The 23,832-nt window shown below is 51.2% G+C and carries 23 protein-coding genes; 10 read left to right on the top strand and 13 right to left on the bottom strand.

Translation table 11 applies throughout. The features are described 5' to 3' along the window. The first annotated feature begins 86 nt into the window (after positions 1 to 86). The 4 genes from cysB (at position 87) to acnA (ending at position 4,670) form a co-directional block, all read left to right on the top strand. On the top strand, positions 87 to 1,061 hold the full coding sequence (gene cysB / locus OOJ59_RS17910; protein WP_042308079.1) for an HTH-type transcriptional regulator CysB: 975 nt from the start codon (positions 87 to 89) through the stop codon (positions 1,059 to 1,061). Positions 1,062 to 1,375: 314 nt separating this feature from the next. Next, positions 1,376 to 1,516 (top strand): YmiA family putative membrane protein, encoded by a 141-nt coding sequence (locus OOJ59_RS17905; protein ID WP_216422382.1) that lies wholly within the window; start codon positions 1,376 to 1,378, stop codon positions 1,514 to 1,516. Positions 1,517 to 1,519: 3 nt separating this feature from the next. After that, entirely contained in the window at positions 1,520 to 1,687 is a 168-nt protein-coding gene (locus tag OOJ59_RS17900) for a hypothetical protein (RefSeq protein ID WP_170973263.1), read from the top strand. Between the two features lie 307 nt (positions 1,688 to 1,994). After that, complete coding sequence (gene acnA, locus OOJ59_RS17895) at positions 1,995 to 4,670, top strand: aconitate hydratase AcnA (RefSeq protein ID WP_038640960.1); 2,676 nt, start codon at positions 1,995 to 1,997, stop codon at positions 4,668 to 4,670. A gap of 52 nt (positions 4,671 to 4,722) precedes the next feature. Here acnA and ribA read toward each other — a convergent pair whose 3' ends face one another. Further along, on the bottom strand, positions 4,723 to 5,313 hold the full coding sequence (ribA, locus tag OOJ59_RS17890) for a GTP cyclohydrolase II (RefSeq protein ID WP_038640958.1): 591 nt from the start codon (positions 5,311 to 5,313) through the stop codon (positions 4,723 to 4,725). Positions 5,314 to 5,514: 201 nt separating this feature from the next. On the opposite strand from ribA, the gene pgpB reads away from it, so the two are divergent. The 5 genes from pgpB to yciH all read left to right on the top strand — a co-directional run bounded on the left by pgpB (position 5,515) and on the right by yciH (position 9,167). After that, entirely contained in the window at positions 5,515 to 6,279 is a 765-nt protein-coding gene (gene pgpB, locus OOJ59_RS17885; RefSeq protein ID WP_160956266.1) for a phosphatidylglycerophosphatase B, read from the top strand. Positions 6,280 to 6,428: 149 nt separating this feature from the next. Then, entirely contained in the window at positions 6,429 to 6,737 is a 309-nt protein-coding gene (locus OOJ59_RS17880; RefSeq protein ID WP_038640953.1) for a LapA family protein, read from the top strand. A 6-nt stretch (positions 6,738 to 6,743) separates the two neighbouring features. Continuing rightward, positions 6,744 to 7,913, top strand: coding sequence for a lipopolysaccharide assembly protein LapB (lapB, locus tag OOJ59_RS17875; RefSeq protein ID WP_038640951.1), 1,170 nt, complete (start codon positions 6,744 to 6,746; stop codon positions 7,911 to 7,913). A gap of 189 nt (positions 7,914 to 8,102) precedes the next feature. Then, positions 8,103 to 8,840 (top strand): orotidine-5'-phosphate decarboxylase, encoded by a 738-nt coding sequence (gene pyrF / locus OOJ59_RS17870; protein WP_110497944.1) that lies wholly within the window; start codon positions 8,103 to 8,105, stop codon positions 8,838 to 8,840. Beyond that, positions 8,841 to 9,167 (top strand): stress response translation initiation inhibitor YciH, encoded by a 327-nt coding sequence (gene yciH, locus OOJ59_RS17865; RefSeq protein ID WP_159121804.1) that lies wholly within the window; start codon positions 8,841 to 8,843, stop codon positions 9,165 to 9,167. Positions 9,168 to 9,256: 89 nt separating this feature from the next. Here yciH and osmB read toward each other — a convergent pair whose 3' ends face one another. The 7 genes from osmB to fabI all read right to left on the bottom strand — a co-directional run bounded on the left by osmB (position 9,257) and on the right by fabI (position 17,365). Beyond that, positions 9,257 to 9,475 carry an osmotically-inducible lipoprotein OsmB gene (osmB, locus tag OOJ59_RS17860; protein WP_038640946.1) on the bottom strand — a complete coding sequence of 73 codons (219 nt, stop codon included), beginning with the start codon at positions 9,473 to 9,475 and terminating at the stop codon, positions 9,257 to 9,259. A gap of 268 nt (positions 9,476 to 9,743) precedes the next feature. Next, positions 9,744 to 10,496 (bottom strand): DNA-binding transcriptional regulator YciT, encoded by a 753-nt coding sequence (gene yciT, locus OOJ59_RS17855; RefSeq protein WP_085048103.1) that lies wholly within the window; start codon positions 10,494 to 10,496, stop codon positions 9,744 to 9,746. 81 nt (positions 10,497 to 10,577) lie between these two features. Then, positions 10,578 to 10,760 carry a YciZ family protein gene (locus OOJ59_RS17850; RefSeq protein WP_042308514.1) on the bottom strand — a complete coding sequence of 61 codons (183 nt, stop codon included), beginning with the start codon at positions 10,758 to 10,760 and terminating at the stop codon, positions 10,578 to 10,580. 182 nt (positions 10,761 to 10,942) lie between these two features. Continuing rightward, positions 10,943 to 12,934 carry a cyclic di-GMP phosphodiesterase gene (pdeR, locus tag OOJ59_RS17845; protein ID WP_159121803.1) on the bottom strand — a complete coding sequence of 664 codons (1,992 nt, stop codon included), beginning with the start codon at positions 12,932 to 12,934 and terminating at the stop codon, positions 10,943 to 10,945. Between the two features lie 263 nt (positions 12,935 to 13,197). After that, positions 13,198 to 15,132, bottom strand: coding sequence for an exoribonuclease II (locus OOJ59_RS17840; protein WP_160956509.1), 1,935 nt, complete (start codon positions 15,130 to 15,132; stop codon positions 13,198 to 13,200). Between the two features lie 89 nt (positions 15,133 to 15,221). Next, positions 15,222 to 16,364, bottom strand: a complete 1,143-nt coding sequence (locus OOJ59_RS17835) for a carboxymuconolactone decarboxylase family protein (protein WP_137351423.1) — start codon at positions 16,362 to 16,364, stop codon at positions 15,222 to 15,224. A 212-nt stretch (positions 16,365 to 16,576) separates the two neighbouring features. Further along, positions 16,577 to 17,365 (bottom strand): enoyl-ACP reductase FabI, encoded by a 789-nt coding sequence (gene fabI / locus OOJ59_RS17830; protein ID WP_038640941.1) that lies wholly within the window; start codon positions 17,363 to 17,365, stop codon positions 16,577 to 16,579. Between the two features lie 443 nt (positions 17,366 to 17,808). Here fabI and OOJ59_RS17825 point away from each other — a divergent pair, with 443 nt between their 5' ends. Continuing rightward, positions 17,809 to 18,498, top strand: coding sequence for an EAL domain-containing protein (locus OOJ59_RS17825; protein ID WP_087856129.1), 690 nt, complete (start codon positions 17,809 to 17,811; stop codon positions 18,496 to 18,498). A gap of 40 nt (positions 18,499 to 18,538) precedes the next feature. Here the strand turns inward: OOJ59_RS17825 and sapF are convergent, their stop codons facing one another. Genes sapF through sapA form a run of 5 tightly spaced genes read right to left on the bottom strand, consistent with a single transcriptional unit; the run spans position 18,539 to position 23,821 of the window. Beyond that, a complete protein-coding gene (gene sapF, locus OOJ59_RS17820) occupies positions 18,539 to 19,345 on the bottom strand; it encodes a peptide ABC transporter ATP-binding protein SapF (protein ID WP_038640937.1) in 807 nt (268 codons plus the stop codon). 1 nt (position 19,346) lies between these two features. Then, positions 19,347 to 20,339 carry a peptide ABC transporter ATP-binding protein SapD gene (sapD, locus tag OOJ59_RS17815; RefSeq protein WP_003020556.1) on the bottom strand — a complete coding sequence of 331 codons (993 nt, stop codon included), beginning with the start codon at positions 20,337 to 20,339 and terminating at the stop codon, positions 19,347 to 19,349. Continuing rightward, complete coding sequence (sapC, locus tag OOJ59_RS17810; RefSeq protein ID WP_016156640.1) at positions 20,339 to 21,229, bottom strand: peptide ABC transporter permease SapC; 891 nt, start codon at positions 21,227 to 21,229, stop codon at positions 20,339 to 20,341. The genes sapD and sapC overlap by 1 nt, the downstream gene beginning before the upstream one ends. Then, positions 21,216 to 22,181, bottom strand: a complete 966-nt coding sequence (gene sapB / locus OOJ59_RS17805; RefSeq protein ID WP_061381249.1) for a peptide ABC transporter permease SapB — start codon at positions 22,179 to 22,181, stop codon at positions 21,216 to 21,218. Before sapB ends, sapC begins: the two co-directional genes overlap by 14 nt. Then, entirely contained in the window at positions 22,178 to 23,821 is a 1,644-nt protein-coding gene (gene sapA, locus OOJ59_RS17800) for an ABC transporter substrate-binding protein SapA (protein WP_038640931.1), read from the bottom strand. The genes sapB and sapA overlap by 4 nt, the downstream gene beginning before the upstream one ends. Positions 23,822 to 23,832: the final 11 nt, after the last annotated feature.

The following is a 23,832-nucleotide window of genomic DNA, read 5'->3' as shown; positions in this document are numbered from 1 at the left end:
CGTTTTTTATTATTAAATCGTATTAGCAGTGCTAACGAGCCTGCTCTGAAACGATGATCTGATGGCATAAATCGGGATGGCTTGACATGAAATTACAGCAGCTTCGCTACATTGTTGAGGTGGTGAACCACAACCTTAATGTCTCCTCAACGGCGGAAGGGCTTTATACCTCCCAGCCAGGCATCAGTAAGCAAGTTCGTATGCTTGAAGATGAACTTGGCATCCAGATTTTTGCCCGTAGCGGCAAGCACCTGACGCAGGTTACGCCAGCGGGGCAGGAAGTCATCCGTATTGCGCGTGAGGTTCTGTCGAAGGTGGATGCCATTAAGTCGGTGGCCGGCGAACATACCTGGCCGGACAAAGGCTCGTTATACATCGCGACGACCCACACGCAAGCACGTTACGCACTGCCAAACGTGATTAAAGGTTTTATTGAGCGTTACCCTCGCGTCTCTTTGCACATGCACCAGGGATCGCCGACGCAAATCGCCGAAGCGGTATCGAAAGGGAATGCAGACTTTGCCATTGCGACAGAAGCCCTGCATCTGTATGACGATTTGGTGATGCTGCCTTGCTATCACTGGAACCGCTCGATCGTCGTGACGCCGGATCATCCGCTGGCGGGAAAAGCGTCCGTTTCTATTGAAGAGTTAGCGCAGTATCCGCTGGTCACCTACACCTTCGGTTTTACCGGGCGTTCGGAACTGGATACCGCGTTTAACCGTGCGGGTCTGGAACCGCGTATAGTATTTACCGCGACCGATGCCGATGTCATTAAAACCTATGTGCGTCTGGGGCTTGGGGTGGGGGTGATTGCCAGCATGGCGGTTGATCCCGTCTCCGACCCTGATCTTGTACGTGTTGACGCGCACGATATCTTCAGTCATAGCACCACCAAAATTGGTTTTCGTCGCAGCACGTTTTTACGCAGTTACATGTATGATTTTATTCAACGTTTCGCGCCGCATCTGACGCGAGATGTGGTGGATACTGCGGTAGCGTTGCGTTCTAACGATGATATAGAAGCCATGTTTAAAGATATTAAATTGCCTGAGAAATAATACCGGCTGTTACCTCGTCGGTATCCTTCTGCATAAAGCGATACCGACGGGAGACGCTGAATTAATCGATAATTTACAGTGAATAAATTAACCATATATAGTTTATGGAAAAGTTTCTCTAAAGTAGTTTCAAATTAGTCAGCTTGCCAAAAATTCCTTTCAAATATTGATAACCGATCAAACAATCGATTTATTTATCAGGACGAGTCTGAAAATTAACTGGCTTTTTTTTGCCTTTTTTATTAGGATTCCTCCTATCTGATGATTAATTGTACCGATTGTTTGGTGCCTAAATGATAAGTGATTTCGATAGTATGAGGTTAGCGATGCCTTCAGGAAACCAGCCAGCACGCAGGGATCCCGTGATGAAACGTAAAGCCTGGTTTGCTGTTTTTCTCGGCTCCGCAGTGTTCTGGATTGTCGTCGCGCTCGTGGCCTGGCAAGTGTGGGGGTAGGTCATGTCCGCACCGGAACAACATATCACCGTGACGCCAGCTCCCCATGAAAATGAACCAGATAGCAATACCGGCGCAGAGAATGGGCCGGAAATCCCCACCTCCTGGACGCTTTCCCCTGAACAACGCGCGTTTATTGATCTGTTTACTGATGATGAACAGAAACAGTAATTAATACGAATTTTATCGTCATTATTATTCGTCCTCTGTCTGATATCTCGTATGACTTATTGCGTACAATCGCGATGTCCACTCTAATCAGCATATTATCGACTACCAACATGCCTGTTACACATTAACGCTATCAACTTCCGCTCTCGAATCTTCCCCGCGTATTTCACACCGCACTCCGCTCTTCCGATGTTTACACTTTTATCAATTTGAGTTGTTATCAAAGCGTTACATTTTGTTTGTGTTATCTTTAATACTAACCCTGAAGAAAATCAGGGGATCTAACCCTGTCATTTAAGGAGGAGCTATGTCGTCGACCCTACGCGAAGCCAGTATGGACACATTGCAGGTTAATGATAAAACCTACCGTTACTACAGCTTGCCTCTGGCCGCACAAACTCTGGGTGATATCACCCGCCTGCCCAAATCGCTAAAAGTTTTGCTGGAGAACCTGCTTCGCTGGCAGGACGGAAATACCGTTACCGAAGACGATATTCATGCGCTGGCGCGTTGGCTGAAAACCGCGCATGCCGACCGTGAGATTGCCTATCGACCCGCTCGCGTTTTGATGCAGGACTTTACTGGCGTACCCGCAGTGGTCGATCTGGCCGCTATGCGCGAAGCGGTAAAACGTTTGGGCGGGGATACGGCAAAAGTGAATCCGCTTTCGCCAGTGGATCTTGTCATTGACCACTCCGTAACGGTGGATCGTTTCGGTGATGATGACGCTTTCGAAGAGAACGTCCGTCTGGAAATGGAACGTAACCATGAGCGCTATGTGTTCCTGAAATGGGGACAGCAAGCATTCAGTCGCTTCAGCGTTGTGCCGCCGGGAACGGGGATTTGCCACCAGGTTAACCTTGAGTATTTGGGTAAAGCCGTCTGGAGCGAATTACAAAACGGTGAATGGGTGGCTTATCCGGATACGCTGGTCGGTACCGACTCCCATACTACGATGATAAATGGTCTCGGTGTGCTGGGCTGGGGCGTCGGCGGCATTGAAGCCGAAGCCGCGATGCTGGGCCAGCCGGTCTCTATGCTTATCCCTGACGTGGTGGGCTTCAAGCTGGTAGGTAAACTGCGGGAAGGTATCACCGCGACCGATCTGGTGCTGACCGTCACCCAAATGCTGCGTAAGCATGGTGTGGTTGGGAAATTTGTTGAATTCTATGGTGATGGCCTGGATACCTTACCGCTGGCCGATCGGGCAACCATTGCGAACATGTCGCCGGAATATGGCGCAACCTGTGGTTTCTTCCCGATTGATGACATCACGCTTGAATATATGCGCCTGAGCGGACGCAGTGAGGAGCAGGTCGACCTGGTCGGCGCTTATGCTAAAGCGCAGGGGATGTGGCGTAACCCAGGCGATGAACCTGTATTTACCAGTTCGCTGGAGCTGGATATGGGCAGTGTGGAAGCGAGCCTTGCCGGACCGAAGCGTCCGCAGGATCGAGTGGCACTCGCAGATGTCCCGAAAGCGTTCTCGGCGAGTAACGAGCTTGAGGTGAATAGCTCGCTAAAAGATCGTCAGCCAGTGGATTATACAATGAACGGGCATCAATACCTGTTGCCGGATGGCGCGGTGGTGATTGCGGCGATCACCTCCTGTACCAACACCTCTAACCCAAGCGTATTGATGGCGGCGGGGCTGCTGGCGAAGAAAGCGGTTACGCTCGGTCTGAAACGTCAACCCTGGGTTAAAGCCTCGCTGGCGCCTGGCTCTAAAGTCGTTTCTGACTATCTGGCGCAGGCCGGGTTCACACCGTATCTTGACGAGTTGGGCTTTAACCTCGTGGGTTATGGCTGTACCACCTGTATAGGTAATTCCGGACCGTTGCCCGATCCTATTGAGACAGCTATCAAAAAAGGCGATCTCACGGTCGGCGCAGTGCTTTCCGGCAACCGTAATTTTGAAGGACGCATCCATCCGCTCGTCAAGACGAACTGGTTGGCGTCTCCGCCGCTGGTAGTCGCCTACGCGCTGGCGGGGAATATGAATATTAACCTGACGAAAGATCCGTTAGGTCATGACAGAAAAGGCGATCCCGTTTACCTGAAAGATATCTGGCCAACTGCCCAGGAAATCGCTCGAGCCGTTGAGCAGGTCTCTACCGCGATGTTCCATAAAGAGTATGCCGAAGTATTTGAAGGCACGCCGGAATGGAAAGCGATTCAAGTTGATCGGGCTGACACCTATGGCTGGCAGTCTGACTCGACCTATATCCGTTTATCGCCGTTCTTTGATGGTATGCAGGCTACGCCGGATCCGGTACAGGACATTCATGGCGCACGCATTTTGGCGATGTTAGGCGACTCGGTGACCACCGATCACATTTCTCCTGCCGGTAGCATTAAAGCGGATAGTCCGGCCGGTCGGTATCTACAAAGCCACGGCGTTGAGCGCAAAGACTTTAACTCCTACGGTTCCCGCCGCGGAAACCATGAAGTGATGATGCGCGGTACTTTTGCCAATATACGTATCCGCAATGAGATGGTGCCTGGCGTGGAAGGCGGAATGACGCGGCATTTACCGGGGACGGAAGTGGTAGCTATCTATGATGCGGCCATGCAATACCAACAGGAGAATGTTCCGCTGGCGGTTATTGCCGGTAAGGAATATGGTTCTGGCTCCAGTCGTGACTGGGCTGCGAAAGGCCCACGCTTGCTGGGTGTGCGCGTGGTGATTGCTGAGTCCTTTGAGCGAATTCACCGTTCTAACCTGATCGGCATGGGGATTTTACCGCTTGAATTCCCACAGGGGGTTACGCGTAAAACGCTGGGATTAACCGGTGAGGAAGCGATTGATATTACGGATCTGCAAAACATTAAACCGGGGGCGACAGTTCCGGTAAGTTTGACCCGTGCGGATGGGCATAAAGAGGTGATTTTATGCCGTTGCCGCATCGATACCGCGACGGAGTTAACGTATTACCAGAACGACGGCATTCTGCACTACGTCATTCGTAATATGTTGAACTGACATGTAAAAAGCCTGCGTGAGCAGGCTTTTTTCTGTACCGGGTAAATGGAAATTATTTATTTAACAAATGGCCCATTTTCGCGGCTTTGGTATCCAGATAATGTTCATTATTCGGGTTACGACCCACAATCAACGGCACGCGTTCAACGATATTGATACCCGCCTCGGTCAGAATTTCCACTTTCTTCGGGTTATTGGTCAACAAACGTACCTCGTCAACGCCCAGCAGCTTGAACATGTCCGCACACAGTGTGAAATCACGCTCATCTGCTGCAAAGCCTAACTGATGATTGGCTTCAACGGTATCATAACCCTGGTCCTGCAGCGCATAGGCGCGGATTTTATTTAACAGTCCAATGTTGCGCCCTTCCTGACGATGATAGAGCAGAATGCCACGCCCTTCTTCGGCAATATGCGACAGGGCTGCTTCGAGCTGGAAACCGCAATCGCAACGCAGGCTAAACAGCGCATCGCCAGTCAGACACTCAGAGTGGACACGCGCCAGGACAGGCGTTTGGCCTGTAATATCGCCAAAAATCAGTGCGACATGATCGTGTCCGGTTGCCAGTTCTTCAAATCCCACCATCAGGAAATCACCCCAGGGGGTTGGCAGTTTGGCTTCTGCCACACGTTTAAGCTGCATGTAATTCTCCAGATTATGCTGGCACTGTCGTGCCGTCGCCTGTTGGCTTCTGTTCTGTATTGCACTATTTTGCCATAAGCCAGCGATGTTCACCTAATTGCGACAACGGATTCGCTTTTGGAATGGCACAAAATTGTCAATTTTCCCGGCGTGCGCATTTTTCAGTTATGATTGTGAGACTTATCAACGAAAGGAGAGGCAATGCTTTCAATTGCAAAGCGCACCGCAGTCGGCGCCGGACTGCTGCTTATCATGCCGGTTGCTGTATGGGTATCAGGCTGGAACTGGCAACCTGGGCATAATGTCTGGTGGTTAAAATCCCTGTTCTGGGTAACGGAAACGGTGACACAGCCATGGGGGATTATCACTCACGTAGCGCTCTGTGCATGGTTTTTATGGTGTCTGCGTTTTCGTCTGAAAGCGGCGATAATGCTGTTTACGATCCTGGCGGCAGCGATTTTAGTTGGGCAGGGCGTGAAGTCATGGGTTAAAGACAAGGTGCAGGAACCGCGGCCATTTGTCGTATGGCTGGAAAAAACGCACCATATTCCGGTGGATGAGTTCTACACTTTAAAACGTAAAGATCGCGGGAACTTAGTCAAAGAACAATTAGCCGAACAGCGGGACGTGCCAACGTTTCTACGTAAGCACTGGCAAAAAGAAACAGGATTTGCTTTTCCCTCCGGGCATACAATGTTTGCTGCCAGTTGGGCTTTGCTGGCGGTAGGATTGCTGTGGCCGCGCAGACGTACGCTGACTATAGCATTCTTACTCATCTGGGCGACGGGTGTGATGGGGAGCCGCTTGCTGCTGGGAATGCACTGGCCCCGTGATTTGGTGGTCGCAACGCTGATTTCCTGGCTGTTGGTGACCCTGGCAACCTGGCTTGCGCAGCGGATATGCGGGCCCTTAACACCGCCAGTGCAGGAGACAAAAGAAATCGCGCAGCGTGAGCAAGAAAGTTAGCTATGATTGATTTTTCGAATTTTGCCCTTAAATCAGAAGGCATAAAGCGCTTTTCCATTTCGCACTCGGTGTGAAAATGGTAATTTAAAGGGCTCAACGCGGTAAGTTGGACACGATTTATTCGCTTAAACCACATAACGGGAAGTAATGTGAAATATTTACTCATTTTCTTACTGGTGTTGGCGATTTTTGTTATTTCGGTGACATTAGGTGCGCAAAACGATCAACAGGTTACGTTTAATTACCTGCTGGCTCAGGGTGAGTATCGTATCTCTACGCTGCTTGCTGTATTGTTTGCCGCAGGTTTTGCGATTGGTTGGCTAATTTGCGGTCTTTTCTGGCTGAAGGTTCGAGTGTCTCTTGCGCGCGCCGAACGTAAAATCAAACGACTGGAAAACCAGCTTGCGCCTGCGACCGACGTTGCGGTACCCGCCGATTCGTCGGTTGTAAAGGAATAATTATTTATGTTGGAGTTGTTGTTTCTGCTTTTACCTGTAGCCGCTGCCTATGGGTGGTATATGGGTCGCAGAAGTGCGCAACAAACAAAGCAGGATGAAGCCAACCGACTTTCCCGTGACTATGTCGCCGGGGTTAACTTCCTCCTGAGCAACCAACAAGATAAAGCGGTGGATCTGTTCCTCGATATGCTGAAAGAGGACACGGGCACCGTTGAGGCTCATCTCACCCTCGGAAACCTGTTCCGTTCGCGTGGTGAAGTCGATCGTGCAATCCGCATCCACCAAACGCTTATGGAAAGTGCCTCGCTGACATACGAACAGCGCTTGCTGGCAGTGCAACAACTGGGCCGCGACTACATGGCCGCAGGCCTGTATGACCGTGCGGAAGACATGTTCAATCAGCTTACTGATGAAACAGATTTTCGCGTTGGGGCATTACAACAGTTGCTGCAAATTTATCAGGCAACCAGCGAATGGCAAAAAGCCATTGACGTTGCAGAGCGTCTGGTAAAGCTTGGCAAAGACAAACAACGCATTGAGATAGCGCATTTCTATTGCGAACTGGCGTTACAGCAAATGGGCAACGACGATATGGATCGTGCCATGACGCTGTTGAAAAAAGGGGCGGCAGCAGACAAAAACAGCGCCCGCGTTTCCATTATGATGGGGCGCGTATATATGCTGAACGGCGATTACTCCAGGGCGGTTGAAAGTCTGCAACGGGTGATTTCTCAGGATAAAGAGCTGGTCAGTGAAACGCTGGAAATGCTGCAAAGCTGCTACCAGCATCTGGGCAAAAACGATGAGTGGGCAGAGTTTTTACGCCGTGCGGTTGAGGAAAATACCGGTGCCGCCGCTGAACTGATGCTTGCAGATATCCTTGAGGCGCGTGAGGGAACTGATACCGCTCAGGTTTATATTACTCGTCAGCTGCAGCGTCATCCTACGATGCGTGTATTCCACAAGCTGATGGATTATCATCTTAACGAAGCAGAAGAAGGGCGCGCCAAAGAGAGCCTGATGGTGCTGCGCGATATGGTCGGGGAGCAGGTACGTAGTAAGCCGCGCTATCGCTGTCAAAAATGCGGGTTTACCGCTTATACGCTGTACTGGCATTGTCCATCCTGCCGTTCATGGTCAACCATTAAACCTATTCGTGGGCTTGATGGGCTGTAATTTTTAAAAAAGCTTCAACTTAGTTACAACATCCTTATAGGGTGTAATCGTCCCATCATCAACCTCCACAGCCGGTTCGCCTGGCAGAAATGTAATCGCGCCTGTTAATTTTCTATTGCCGCAGGTAGAATGCACGCCGTTTACCCATTTTGCGCCACCGGTGGCGCCCATCCTCAGGAAGGTCTGGTCATGACGTTTACTGCTTCATCTTCTTCTCGTGCTGTTACTGATTCTCCTGTCGTTGTCGCTCTTGATTACGCAAATCGTGATAAAGCATTAGCTTTTGTCGACAGAATTGATCCTCGTGATTGCCGTTTGAAAGTGGGCAAAGAGATGTTCACGCTTTTTGGACCTCAGTTGGTTCGCGAACTACAACAGCGCGGTTTTGACGTCTTTCTGGATTTGAAATTTCATGATATTCCCAATACAACTGCACATGCCGTAGCTGCGGCTGCCGACCTTGGCGTGTGGATGGTTAACGTACACGCCTCTGGCGGGGCGCGCATGATGACGGCAGCCCGTGAGGCCCTGGTGCCTTTTGGTAATGATGCGCCATTGCTGATTGCTGTGACGGTGCTGACCAGCATGGAAGCCAGCGATCTGGCCGATCTCGGTGTGACGTTGTCACCTGCGGAGCATGCTGAAAGACTGGCGCGTTTAACTCAACATTGCGGGCTGGACGGAGTCGTATGCTCTGCCCAGGAAGCGGTACGTTTCAAACAGGCGTTTGGACAGGCATTTAAGTTAGTGACCCCGGGTATTCGTCCTGAAGGCAGCGAGGCGGGCGATCAGCGTCGTATTATGACGCCAGAGCAGGCGCAGTTAGCCGGTGTGGATTACATGGTGATTGGTCGTCCGGTCACGCAGTCTGCCGACCCGGCGCAGACGCTGAAGATGATCAATGCCTCTCTGAAACGAGGTGTGTAAATGAGCGATTCAAACTCTCGCCTGGTCTATTCAACCGACTCCGGACGCATTAATGAACCGAAGGTCGCCCCTGAACGTCCAAAGGGTGATGGTATTGTCCGCATTCAACGCCAGACCAGCGGTCGTAAAGGCAAGGGCGTGTGCCTGATCACCGGTATTGATCAGGATGATGCGGAACTGGCTAAATTAGCCGCGGAACTGAAGAAAAAATGTGGTTGCGGTGGGGCGGTAAAAGATGGCGTGATTGAAATTCAGGGCGATAAACGTGACCTGATAAAATCATTGCTGGAGGCCAAAGGCATGAAAGTCAAACTGGCTGGCGGTTAATAAAAAAGCCACGGAGATAATCCGTGGCTTTTTAAAATACAGAGCTGAAAAAGTAAACGTTTAATTATATCGAGCCGGTCAACCGTAAATTATTTACCTACCTGATGGCCAATAATACCACCAACAGCAGCACCACCCAGCGTACCCAGCGCGCTGCCATCGGTCAGGACTGCACCACCTACTGCACCCGCACCGGCACCGATAGCGGTATTGCGATCGCGTTTGGACCAGTTAGAGCAGGCGCTCAGAGACATTGCCAGAGTAAGCGCCAGAATGGCTGCGGTCATTTTTTTGCTCGTTACTAACATAATACTTTCTCCTGAATTATTGATTCACGGAATCCAGTGTTCTTTAAGGATAGCGTTAAATCGCGACTATCAAAGATATTTCCGTGAAACCGTTTAGCGAAGGCATGACAACCAATATCCTGCAGTTGGATGTTCGCTCCTGTTATATCGCTAATATTAATTCTACGAGTTTATCCTGTTAACAACAGGTAAAAAGTCTTAATTGGGTTGTCAGATAACTCTCAGAGAGGAGATGATTTGCCTGCCGACAAATCATCTTGCGCAGCCATTATGCGTTGGTATCAATGATATTGACGGTTAATCCTGAATGCTCAAGCTGCATTTGTACGCTGGCGCTGAGCTTAGAGTCCGTCACGACGCGACTGAATCGCGCTAAAGGCCCCAGGGTATAAGGATGAATGGCGTCAAATTTTGAGCTGTCGGTAAGCACAATAACCTCTGCGCCTTTCTCCAGTACCGCATTAACCACATCAGAACGCATCATATCGCGTCCGGTGAAGCCGGTTTCTGCCTGCCAGCCATCAATGCCGATGAAGGCCTTACTGAAGTGTACCTGCTGGATAAACTGGCGAGTCAGGGGGCCGACCATGCTCTCACTTTTCTTCTGATAAATCCCGCCGAGGAGAATCACTTCACAGGGTGTTTCTTTGAGCAGGTGAGCGATGTAGCTGCTCACCGTAATGATAGTGACATCTTTTTGCTCCGCCAGGGTTCTTGCCAGGAGCGCATTGCTGCTGCCATTCTCAATGAATACTGACTCGCCGGGGCTGACCAGTGATGCAGCGAATTCGGCCAGCTCACGTTTTAGCGTGAAATTGGTCATCATGCGTGTTTCCACATCATCGCTGTTCAATGAAACAGCAAATCCGTGCGCACGGCGTAAATAACTCTGTTTTTCCAGCGTATTCAGATCCTGTCGAATCGTCACTTCTGAAACGCCGGTGATTTTTGCCAGATCGGCGACGCTCATCTGACCTTTATCGGTCACCATCTGCAAAATGGATTGTTGTCGGGAATTCATAGTATTAATTTTTATAGCAATATCGTATCGGAAAATAAACGGAAGTCTGCTGATAGCAGTAACATCAAGAGAGCGATGTCATCAGATCTCCCACGGAGCTTTCTGTTTAGTTGACAAAGATTGAGTATCTTCTTTGACTGTGTTTAACAGTTCAGCCTTCAGAATTTCGAGATTGTGGATGGCTGAGTGGTAATCACCTGCAACGAGGATATCCAGCACGGTATCAATGCGTTCGGCCAGACGCTGAGCGTCGATATCAGACATGGTCATCATCCAAAGGGCAATAGAGTTTGAATTTCATGATGCAGAATTTCATGGCAAAAGAGAAGGGAAAAATAGTATTAACCTGAATGATTGAAGAATATTATATATTCTGTGATTACATACAGATAGAATCATCACGTATTGTCCATTTATGGCTATTTTCTCCGAGGAATCTTTCTGCATTATCGCGTTTTTTTATTCAGGTGTCGTCGATACCATCGTTCAAACGCAGCTGCAGGCATCGGCTTGGCGAATAAAAATCCCTGACGCTCATTGACGCCGTTCTTGGTCAAAAACGCATCCTCTTTTGCACTTTCAACGCCTTCGGCGATGACCTGCAGGTTGAGCGCTTGCGCGACCGCGACAATGGCCCGCACCAGCGACTGTGAAATAGGTTGCTTGTGCACATCTCTGACAAAGGTTTGATCCAGTTTTATCGCATCAAGCGGGAAGCGGGCCAGTTGAGATAGCGACGAATAACCGGTGCCAAAATCATCCAAATGGATTTGTGCCCCCAACTGACTAAATTGCTGAATAACGGATAGCGCCAACTGCTCATTTTCAATCAAACTGCTTTCCGTTAATTCAACATCGATCGGGCAGTATTCAAAGTTGAGATCGTGAAGCACCTGCTTGAGAGCGGTAAATAGCGTCTGGTCGGCGAGCTGGCGCGCAGACACGTTTACCGCCACGCGTAGATTTATCCCCTTGGCACGCCATTTTGCCACCTGGCGCACGACGTCCAGAATAACCCATCGACCGAGCGGAACGATGAGCCCTGATTCTTCGGCGTAGGAGATAAACTCCAATGGCGGTATGAGACCACGTTCCGGGGACTGCCAACGAACCAGAGCCTCCAGACTACGAACTTCTCCGCGCCAGGTTATTTTTGGCTGATAGTGGATAACCAGTTGATCGTTTTCCAGCGCCTTACGCAGATTGGTATCCAACCACAAATATTCAAAAACCCGTTGATTCATTTCCGGTGAGAAGACGCAAAACTGACCACGACCGCCTTCTTTTGCTGTGTACATGGCCGTATCCGCGTTACGGATGACGCTCTCGCCGTCCTGTCCATGCTGTGGCGCGAGAGAAATACCGATTGAACATCCGGTATAGACTTCTATCAGTCCAATGCGAAAAGGTTGGCGCAGGCGCGTCAGGATACGCGATGCCGTAGCCTCCAGCGCGCCCTGGGACGTTTCGGTGGCAAGGACAATGAATTCATCACCGCCAAACCTGGCCAGTAGCTGGTTGTCGTCGAGGCAACTGAGGATAGCCAGCGACACGCTTTGTAACAACTGATCGCCAAACATATGACCGTAGGCGTCGTTCACCTTTTTAAAGTTATCCAAATCGAGATAGACAATCCCAACCTGCGTATCGCCCGCGTTTTCAATAGCATTGCTGATCAGCTCGTGAATTGCGTTGCGGTTCGGTAAACCAGTGATGGAGTCGGTATTGGCCAATACCCGTAGACGTTCCTGCGCGCGGCGCTCTTCAGTAATATCGGTACCGGAACAGATCAGAAAAATTTCGTTCTTGCCGCTACCGTTATGCACAAACTTATTGCGGAACAGAAACAGACGCTGGCCTTTGCAGGTTTTAACCCAACGTTCGACCTCATAAGAGTTACCTTCGCGAAAAAACACCTCAATGTTGCGCCGTGAGGCTGCGGCCTCGCGCCGGCTCATAAACAGCGTGAAAACGCTTTGGCCAATCACTTCGCGCTCTTTGAGACCGGTGTACTCTTCGCACAGGCGATTAAAACGTTGAATGTTGCCCATACGGTCAAGAATGACAATGACGGAGTTAGCTTCAGAAACGACCTGCTCAGCGAAAGAGAGGCCGTGAGCCAGGTCGCGCGCGACGGAAGGGGTGTCATCCCAGGCGGATGCGCTTCCCGCCCATTCGCGCTTATTGATTTTCCTGCCGACCAGATGCACGGGAATGTCGTCATCTTCAATGGGAAGCGTCATCAACAGGCTCGATGTAATCACCGTCATTTCGCGAATGCGGTTGGCTTGCTCAGCTGACAATTCGATGGTCTGATCGACTGCTGACGCTTCGTCGATAGAGAAATGCAGGATGTTGCAATCCTCTGACAAACGCCAGTAGGGGTTATGAGTGCCCACATAGCTATACAACGTAACCCGCTCCCGGACGTCTTTCATGATGTGTACTATCCCGTTTAAAGCGCATAGAGCCTCAAAAGTATAGTTAGCCATGATTCATACAGGGTGACTATGGCTGAACGTATTGTTTTATTTATGTATTTATATGTAATGCAGAATCTAAAAAAAGCAAAGCTAGCGGAACTGAAAATAGTAAAAAATAAATTAGACCGGATGAAAGAAGTGTAGTGCGTGGTGGAGATTTGGGAGGGAAAAGAAAACGACCTTTCACAGAAAGAGAAAGGCCGTTAGCTTTATCAGTATTACACGGCTGGACGTGCGATAACGCTGCGGGTTTCCATCCGCACTTCGGCAATGGTTACATCAATCACATCCGTGACTTTGTAAACCACTTCACCTTTGATTTGTACGGTGCCGCTTTCCTGGCTGCATACCAGTTCGTCACGAACAGCATGCAGGAACGGGGCCGGAATAAATGCGACTGCGCCATTATCCACTAAACGTACTCGCATACCGCCGCGGCTGACGTCAATGATTTCGGCTGCGAAACGGACGTCGGTGCCGGCTTTGTCGCTCAAGAAGCGGGCGTATAACCAGTCACCCACATCGCGTTCAGCCATGCGGTTCAGACGACGACGTTCGGCCATTTGCAGGGTCGTATCATCCTGCGGACGGGCAATCGTTTCGCCTTTGATGACGGCCTTAAGCAGACGGTGGTTGATCATGTCGCCATACTTACGAATAGGAGAGGTCCAGGTGGCATATGCTTCCAGACCCAGCCCAAAGTGCGGACCTGGTTCGGTGCTGATTTCAGCATACGACTGGAACCGGCGGATACGGCTATCGAGGAAACCGGAAGGCTGCGCATCCAGTTCGCGGCGCAGTTTGCAGAAGCCTTCCAGCGTCAGGACCTCTTCGGCATCTACATGCATACCATGGGTTTTCAGTAGCGCGGCCAGTGCGTCAGCGTTTGCCGGATCAAATCCCATATGGACGTTATAAATTCCAAAGCCCAGCGTGTCGCGAAGAACGCGTGCAGCACAAATATTTGCCGCAATCATTGACTCTTCCACGATACGGTTAGCGATGCGACGCGGTTCCGCCACAATATCCAGCACTTCGCCTTTTTCACCGAGGACAAAACGGTAATCCGGACGATCTTTAAATACTAACGCGTGGTTGTGACGCCATTCAACACGGCTCAGACAAATACGATGCAGCAGACGGATTTGTTCAGCAATCGCGTCGTTTTCAGGCTGCCAGTCACCGATGCCTTCCAGCCAGTCGGAGACGTTGTCATAGACCAACTTCGCTTTAGACTCGATAGTCGCAGCGAAGAAGGTGATGTTGTCTTCAATCGTACCGTCGGCGGTAATGATCATGCGGCAAGCCAGAACCGGGCGTACTTCGTTCGCGCGCAGAGAACAGAGATCGTCAGACAGTTCACGTGGCAGCATCGGGATATTGAATCCCGGCAGATAGTTAGTGAACGCACGAATCTTAGCCGTTTTATCCAGTTTGCTGCCTTCTGCAATCCAGGCGGTAGGATCGGCAATAGCAACGGTTAACTGTAGCTTGCCATCGGCCAGTTCTTCAGCATACAGCGCATCGTCCATATCTTCGGTGCTGGCGCTGTCGATGGTGACGAAATTGAGGGCGGTCAGGTCCTGACGCACCAGACCTTCGTCCAGCATTTCGGTCGCAACGCCGTCCGGTGCTTCTTTTTCGAGATTATGGCGCGCCAGCGTGACCCACCACGGGACAAAGTGATCGTCCGCAAAAGTGATAAATTGGGTTAGTTCAGCGTAGAAGGTGCGATCGCCTTTCAGCGGATGGCGGCGCATTTCTGCCACGGCCCAGTCACCTTCTTTAAATTCATGCTCAACGCCACGGGTGGCGCGACAAGGGATCGCCTCTTTCAGTAACGGATGATCCGGCACAATAGACAGACGGTCATTTTTGCCCTGAACTTTACCCACGAAGCGCGTCAGGAAGGGTTCGATTAGCTCTTCCGGTTCAGCAGACTCACGATCTTTTTCCGTATGGATCACCGCAACAATACGGTCGCCATGCATCACTTTTTTCATCTGCGGCGGTGGAATGAAATAGCTTTTTTGTGCATCGACTTCCAGGAAGCCAAAGCCTTTTTCCGTGGCTTTTACCACCCCTTCAGCACGCGGCGTCTGGGAATGTAGTTGCTGTTTAAGCTGCGCTAGCAGCGGGTTGTCCTGAAGCATAATTGTCTATTTTCGTGGCTAAAAGAGCGGCTGACAGTTTTACGCGATTCTGTCAGTTGCAGCAAGCGCTCTTTAAGTAAGTGGATCGGTTAATACGTCTCGCCCAGCGCGATTTTCAAGCGATTTAACCATCCGCATAATCCACTCCAGGCCAGCAGGTTAATCGCCTGTTCTGAAGAGATACCCTGATCGAACAACGGTGTTAACAGTGCGGCGCTAAAGCGGTCGGGCGCTCGGGTGAGCCATTGTACCGCCTGCAGGGTGACGCGCTCAACCGGATGTCGTTGTTCCCAGCGCTGCAATTCACGTTCATCCTGACGAAGGACAGTGATGATGTCAGTTAATTCATATGCCGTATGCGCATGTTCATTAAAGCAGGACACGCTGCCGTTGATGCGTGATGTCATCAGGGTCGTCAGAGAAAATGCCCGCGTCGGCATATCGCTGCGTAGCGTGCTGGAAATCAGTGACCCAAGTAAATCTAAAACGGCAGGTGAATGTGCTAGCAGGGGGAGCAGCGCGTGCAGTTCGTTGGGATAATCCGCGCGCGGTTTCGCGCGGGTATGCAGCTGCTCGGGTTCTAATGGCGCAGCGTGCCAGCTGGCGTTGGTGGCGCTAAATGGCGAAGCGTGAGCGAATTGCTGTATATCGAGGCCCGGTATTCGACGTACCGGGTGAGCGCTGCAGGCCTGAAGTAATGCGACTACCCGGGCCTGAAAACCGACGAAGCCGATGATTTGATTCATCAATATGCTATCGCAGCTGGTCAGCCCGACCGCATCCAGGTGCTGACGGTCCCGCTCGCCGATCACAGCCGGTGAACTGGCGAGCTGGCGCGCATATTGGGTGATTTGCGCCAGTCGATGATTACTTTCGCGAGACGAATCAGGACCCGGCAGCGGCGTTAAGCGCGCGGCATAGTGATTACACAATCGCTGCACGCCATACACCTGAGCGACGGTCAGGGCTGTACTCATCCGTTCATAGGCGCTGAACGTATGCATCCGATCCAGTACGACGTGAGCAGGGAAAAGAAGTTGGGCAAGTTTACGGGCAGGGGTTAACCAGGATTGAAAGGGTAAAAGCACGTCATGAGGTATCGCCAGGTCCAGTAAAAAGCTGTCGTCAACATGAGCGGCCTCCGGCACCAGCGGCAGAACATCTTGCGGATACGTGCTGGATTGCGTCTCATGATACCAGTGGCTTTTGCCTACAATGCGGCGTTGTTCCATGGGCGTTCCTTGGTCTAAAAAGTGGCGACCCGGACACGTCGTCATACACCTACGCCGGATCGTTTGCGCTGCAATATCCTGACGTAAGCCGATGGGGGGATGAAAGATTGTTACGTGATAATAAATATCGGAAAAGTATATATGGCACAGGGCAGTGGAGGAGGAGGTGAAAATCATGGGCGACGGCAGGCCGCCCACAGAGGACTAAACGATTATTTCAGATCCAGCTCGTTCATCGCTGCAATGCTGAAGCCACCATCAACGTGAACGACTTCACCAGAGATGCCGGCAGAAAGATCGGAGCACAGGAATGCTGCAGAATTGCCTACATCTTCAATCGTCACGGTGCGGCGAATCGGCGTCACCGCTTCACAATGCGCCAGCATTTTACGGAAATCTTTGATGCCGGAAGCGGCAAGAGTGCGGATTGGACCTGCGGAGATGGCGTTCACTCGTACACCTTCAGGACCCATTGCGTTAGCCATGTAACGGACGTTGGCTTCCAGAGACGCTTTCGCCAGCCCCATCACGTTGTAGTTAGGGATTGCGCGCTCTGCACCCAGGTAGGATAGCGTCAGTAGCGCAGAGCCAGGGTTAAGCATAGAGCGGCAAGCTTTTGCCATCGCAACAAAGCTGTAAGCGCTGATGTCATGAGCAATTTTAAAACCTTCGCGGGTGACCGCATTCACATAGTCGCCATCCAACTGGTCAGCAGGCGCGAAACCGATGGAATGCACGAATCCGTCGAATTTCGGCCAGGAGTGGCTCAGTTCAGCGAACATCGCATCGATGCTGGCATCTTCGGCAACATCACATTGTAGTACGATGCTGGACCCCAGTTGAGCGGCAAATTCCTCCACTCGGCCTTTTAGTTTGTCGTTCTGGTAGGTGAACGCCAGTTCAGCGCCTTCACGATGCATTGCCTGAGCGATTCCCCAGGCAATGGACAATTTACTGGCAAGACCCGTCACCAGAAGACGCTTACCGGAAAGAAAACCCATAGCTTTAATCCTTATGGTCATTGCTTCTTCGTAGCAATCAATGCGTGATGATTGCCATCTCAAAAACGCGCGAAATTGGGCTGAAATTATATCCTACTCATTGTTCCTTTTAGAATGGTTATCACCCCTAAATGCCCCTTACCATTCATTGCAAATGGCGAGGATATTACTTCCCCTGGTTGTGCTTTGCCCGACCCGTATTGCATTGAAGACAATGAGAAAATACAAGGCTTTAAAGGCGCTAAAATGGTATTATTAAGGCGCTAGCTGATGTTAATAAACATAGCAAGGTAGGAACTTTCTTAAAACAAAAAACATGCATATATTCAGATTGTTATGATATATTGTTTTTATCGATCAATATCGATACATTGATCGATATTATTGATTGATTGTGATTAAAAGTGCATTATCAGGAAGTTATGATCAATTGGAGTGGTCTTATGCACTATCATTTCATCGCGGAACCGATGAGAGACACAACAAATAAGTTGCTGGGCGTGGAGATGATCGCCCGGTTTGCTGCAGATACGGTTCGCCCATTGCATGCAGATTTCGTCGTTTCAGCGTGGAATAGCGAACAAAAGCGTAATTTCATGCTCAAGCAAATTCAGTTAATTGCCGAAAAGCGTGATTGGTTTGAGAGCAACAATCTGCTCTGTACCCTTCATCTCATCGATGAAATGGCACTTCTGGCGATTGGTGATCCGGTCATCAAGTCGGCCCTACACGCAATGCCCTTTATTGCACTGGAACTGTCAGAGCGTTTTCTGTCGAGTACGATTTGCCTGAATAATCTGCTGATTAATTCACTCTGTGACGGCCCAAACGCGCTATGGCTGGGCGATCTCGGCTCCGGTAACGTCGGGGCAAGTCCGCTGGTTTGCGGTCATTTTGACGTGGTTAAATTGGATCGCGGTTTCTTCCTTGAACAGGTAGAAAAGCCGATGTTCCCGGTGCTTATCAAAAACATCCGGGAATATTGCGATCACGTTGCGGTGGAGGGGGTCGAAACATCACGACTTATCGATGACGTCAGCGCGGCAGGTGTCTGGGCGATACAGGGGAGCGTTTTTCCGTCAGTCGTTTTTCACGAGGTCGAGACACTGCTCTTACCCGGTGTTGGTCACTGATGGCGCAATTGCCCTCCGGTTTCGGAGGGCAGCGGCTTTGTTAGCGATCTTTCCGCCAGGCGTCGGCGGTGAGCGCCTCGCCAAAATGCCCTGCAATCAGACGACGAGTCAGCTCATGCAGCGGGGAGGCCAGAACATCCGCGGTACTGCCACGCTCAACAACTTCACCCTGATGCATGACTAATACTTGATCGCTAATGTGCTTCATCATGCCGATATGTTGAGTCACATAGATATACGAAATCCCCTGTTTTTCCTGTAATTCCAGCATCAAATTGATGAGCTGCGAACGCATCGACATGTCCAGAGAGGCAAGGGCCTCGTCGGCGATAATCACTTTAGGTCGTAAAATAAGCGCGCGGGCAAGCCCCAGACGCTGTTTTTGTCCCGGCGCCAACATATGCGGGTAATAGCTCACATGGTCAGGTAACAGTCCAACCATGCGCATCGTTTCTATAATCTGTTTGCGACGCTGTTCAGGTTCCAGGTCGGTGTTCAGACGCAGCGGGAAATCAAGGATTTGTGAAATACGCTGGCGAGGGTTAAGCGATGTTGACGGATCCTGAAAAATCATACGGATACGCTGACTACGGAATGAATAATCACCATACTGGAGCGGATGATCGTCAATCAGCAGTTCACCGCTGGTGGGTTCAATCATGCCAGCTAACATCTTTGCCAGCGTGGACTTACCGGAACCATTCTCACCAATGACCGCGAGTGTCTGACGTTCGCGCAGGGTAAAGCTGAGTGGCTTAACGGCCTCAACGGTCTGGCGGCGAAATAAACCCGTCCGGTAGCGAAAGGTTTTGCTCAGATTGCGAACTTCGAGCAGGGTTTCTACCATCTCACTCTCTCTCCATGTTCAGCGGGAAATGACAGGCGTAGAGATGATTCTTTGCTCCGGTCAGTCGTGGGGTTTCAATACATTCACGCTGAGCATAAGGGCAGCGCGGCCCCAGACGGCAGCCGATGGGTAATTGTTCCAGCAATGGAATCGCTCCTGGCATGGTATTCAGACGACTTTTATGCGGCATCGCGCTACCAAAATCAGGAATGGCGCGGATCAACGCTTGCGTATAAGGATGATGTGGAATCGTCACCAGATCTTTACTGGGCGCCGTTTCCACCGTTTGTCCGCAATACATTACGTTGATTTTGTCCGCCCACTGGCTGAGCATTTGCAGGTCATGGCTGATCAACAAAATGGTAGTATTACTGTTTTGGTTCAGCCGGGTCAGCAGGCGAAATATTTGCGCCTGGGTCGTTGGCTCCATCGCGTTCGTCGGTTCATCGGCAATCAGCAAGCGCGGCTGATTCGCCAGTGCAATAGCGATCATTACCTTCTGACACTCGCCGTCGGTCAGTTCATACGGGAAGCTGCGCATGGCATCTTTGTGATCTTTTATCCCGACGCGGTGCAAAAGCTCAATCGCCCGGCGTTTGCGCCAGCCGATGCGCTGCCACCAGCGCCCCTTATAGGTCCAGGCTGGAATATTTTGCATCAGCTGTCGTCCAATACGCTCGGACGGGTCAAGGCACGATTGCGGTTCCTGAAAGATCATGGAAACGTTATGACCGACCAGCTTGCGTCGTTCACGCGCGGAAAGGCGCAGGAGATCGATGTCATCAAAGCGCATACGGTCTGCGGTTACGCGCCAGTTATCTTTGGCGACGCCGCAAATAGCCTTGGCGATCAGGCTCTTGCCGGAGCCGGACTCGCCGACCAGTCCGCGGATTTCCCCCTCATTGAGAGTCATGCTGACACGGTCAACCGCTTTTACCCAGTCGTCGCCGGTTCTGAATTCAATGGTCAGGTTGCGGATATCGAGTAATGGCATTATTCCACCCCCGCAATAATTGCGCGGCGCACGCCATCACCCAGCAGGTTAACCAGCAGCACGCTTATCATGATCGCCGCGCCTGGCAGCATCACTGTCCACGGTGCGACATAAATCAGCTCCAGCGCGTCGCCGAGCATGGCTCCCCATTCCGGTGATGGCAACTGCGCGCCAAGGTCAAGAAAACCCAGCGCGGCGATATCCAGAATCGCCATCGACAGCGCACGGGTGATTTCAGTGATAAGCCCGGCGGTAATATTGGGCAGAACGGCGAACCACAGAATATTGAGCGTGGTTGCGCCATCAAGGCGAGCGGCAATAACATACTCTTTTTCCAGCTCGTCATGCACCATGCTGTAGACGGAGCGAACCATCCGCGGCAGCAGCGCCAGCCAGACGGCAAACATCGCGTGAGTCAGATGCGGACCGGCAAAAGCCACCACAATAATCGCCAGCAACAGTGAAGGGATCGACAGCAGGGTGTCCAGAATGTGATTGAGCACCGCGGAACGCAAACCGTGCGTTGCTCCGGCAACCACCCCCAGTAACAAGCCACACAGCGTGGCGGCGAGAGTTACGACAAACGCACCGCCCACGGTTGGGGCCGCACCGCTGAGCAGGCGACTTAAAACATCACGCCCCAGGTCATCAGTCCCGAGGAAGAAAGAGACTTCGCCATAGCGCGACCATGACGGCGGTAAAAGTTGATAGCCGAGAAACTGCTGGTCGATGCCGTAAGGCGCGAACCAACCACCAAAAATACACAGAATCGCCAGTCCCGCACAGCCATACAGGCCGATCATTGCGGTTGCATCGCCGTAAAAATTGCGCCATGCGGTGCGCAGCGTACCAGGTGGGCGCTTTTCGCTGTAGACGCTATCGTAAGGCATACCATTCCTTATGTTTCAGAGGGTTAGCCATAGCACCCAGAATATCAGAGATGACGTTAACGATGATAACCAGTGAGCCTATCACCATCACACCCGCCGAAATCGCCGCGTAATCCTGCTGGCGAATCGCGTTTATCAGCCAACGGCCAAGACCTGGCCAGCTAAAGACCATCTCGGTGATCATCGCCAGCGTCAGCATGGTGGAAAACTGTAACCCCAGGCGCGGGATAACCGGTGGGAGAGCGTTGTGCAGTACGTGACGGCGTAAAATCGTTAACCGTGACAAACCACGAGTAGCCGCCGCTTTAACATAGTTTTGATCAAAGACCTCAATGGTGCTGATACGCATCAGACGAATAACTTCCGTCGTCGGTGCAACGGAGAGCGTTAACACCGGAAGCACCATATGGCGGATCGCACTGACCAGCATTTCATCGCGCCAGGGCGAGTCGGTGATCCAGGCGTCGATAATGGCAAATCCGGTAACGGGCTTAACTTCGTAGAGCAGATCAAAACGCCCGGAAACGGGCAGCCAGCCGAGGGTCAGTGAGAAGAGCAACGTCAGCAGCAGCGCCAGCCAAAAAACCGGAATAGAAAAGCCCATCAGAGCCAATGCGCTGATGCAACGATCCTGCCATTTATTACGTGTTATGCCCGCCAACATGCCTATCGGGATCCCGACCATCAGTGCAAAACCAAAGGCCAGAATGCACAGTTCCATTGTCGCCGGAAAGACCTCTTTGAGTTGTTCTGAGATCAACTGGCCGTTAATACTGGACACACCAAAATCCCAGTGAATCAGGCCATTGAACCAGAATACCCAGGCGTTCCACAGCGATGCGCCCTGTAACGGCGCATGAGGTGTGAAGTAGCTCAGGCTGAACCCAATAAAAGTCAGGAAGAACAGGGTGACCAGCAGTAATAAAAAACGGCGCAGGGTGAAGATAATCATGGTTTTTTCACCTCGTCAGCCTTTTCCCTGGAAACCCCGGCAAAAGAAGCGTTGCCGAACGGACTGAGCACCAACCCTTTGATGTCATAGCGATAAGCCTGCAAACGAAGCGAAGAGGCCAGCGGCAGGATCGGCAACTCGCGCGCAAGAATATTTTGCGCTTCGTCGTAGGCATCAATTCGCGAGGAGAGTTGTTGCGAAGAGAGGGCTTTGCGCAAAATGCTGTCAAACTCCGGATTGCACCAGTGGGCAAAGTTGGTCTGTGAGTTAATGGCGGCACAACTGAGCATCGGTCGGAAAAAGCTGTCAGGATCGTTACTGTCAGTTGCCCAGCCGGACAACGTCAGATCATGGTTCATATCCATTAATCGCGCCTCCTGAAAACGACCTTCTACCGGGATGATCTTCACTTTCACACCCACCTGAGCCATATCAGCCTGAATCAGCTCTGCGGTTTTCAGCGGGCTTGGGTTCCAGGCCTGAGAACTGGTGGGGACCCAAAGTTGTAACGTCAGATTTTCCAACCCCAGCGCTTTTAATTGCTCGCGCGATTTTGCCGGGTTGTACTCAGTAATTTTAGCTTCGTTGTCATAAGCCCACGAGGCGCGAGGCAAAATAGATGCCGCGGTTTCCGCCGTACCGTAGTAAATAGATTGCATTAACCGTTGGTTGTTAATGGCAAGCGCTAGCGCATGTCGTACGGCAGGGTTGTTCAACGGCGGTTTATCCGTGTTGAACGCCAGATAGGCGATATTCATCCCAGGACGCAACGTCAAACGCAGTCGAGGATCATCACGCAATATGCTGAGCTGGCTGGCAGCCGGCCAGGCCAGCACGTCGCACTCGCCGGTCAGTAATTTCGATAAACGGCCGGTTCCGCCAGAGCCGAGATCCACCACGACTTGGGGCATCAAGGGGGTACCTCGCCAGAATTTTTCATGCCGTTGCAGGCGAATATATTGGCCTGCACGATTTTCTGAAAGTTGGTACGGACCTGTGCCGACGGGCTGACGGTCAAGTAATTCCTGGCGATCCTGTTTGGCTAATTTGGCGGCATATTCTGCCGACATCACCGAGGCATAATGTGTGGCAAGGTGCCACAAGAAGGAGGCGTCGGGTTGATTTAAGCGAAATTCAACGGTGTTGTTGTCCAGCTTGCGCACGCTTTGGACGTTATCGGCGAACTGCAGGCTGTCAAAATAGGGAAAACTGCTGCCATTGATATTGTGCCACGGATGTTGGCGATCAAAGATGCGCTCGAAGGTAAATACCACATCGTCCGCATTCAGTTTGCGGGTGGGCGTGAACCAGGCTGTCTTTTGAAACGGAACATCGCGACGTAAATGGAAGCGGTAGGTTGCGCCGTTATCCAATACTTCCCAGCTTTCAGCCAGTTCTGGCACCAGACGATAAGTATAGGGATCGACATCAAGCAGTCGGTCATACAATTGGGCCGCTAATGTGTCTACGATGAGACCGCTGCTCGCTTTTTGCGGATTGAACGTATTGACCTGCCCGCTGACGCAATAGACAAAGCCACTGTCACGAATATCAGCGTACGAGGCCTGCTCAGGCGCAGCTGCAGCCTGACCACTCAGAAGTCCAGCCATCACGATCAGAGATGATAAAACCAGGCGCATAATTTTAAAGG

Origin of the sequence: Citrobacter sp. W9 (assembly GCF_026719375.1) — a bacterium.
Classification (GTDB): domain Bacteria; phylum Pseudomonadota; class Gammaproteobacteria; order Enterobacterales; family Enterobacteriaceae; genus Citrobacter; species Citrobacter werkmanii.
Note: the sequence above shows the minus strand (reverse complement) of the source record. Positions and strands in the feature narration are given on the sequence as shown.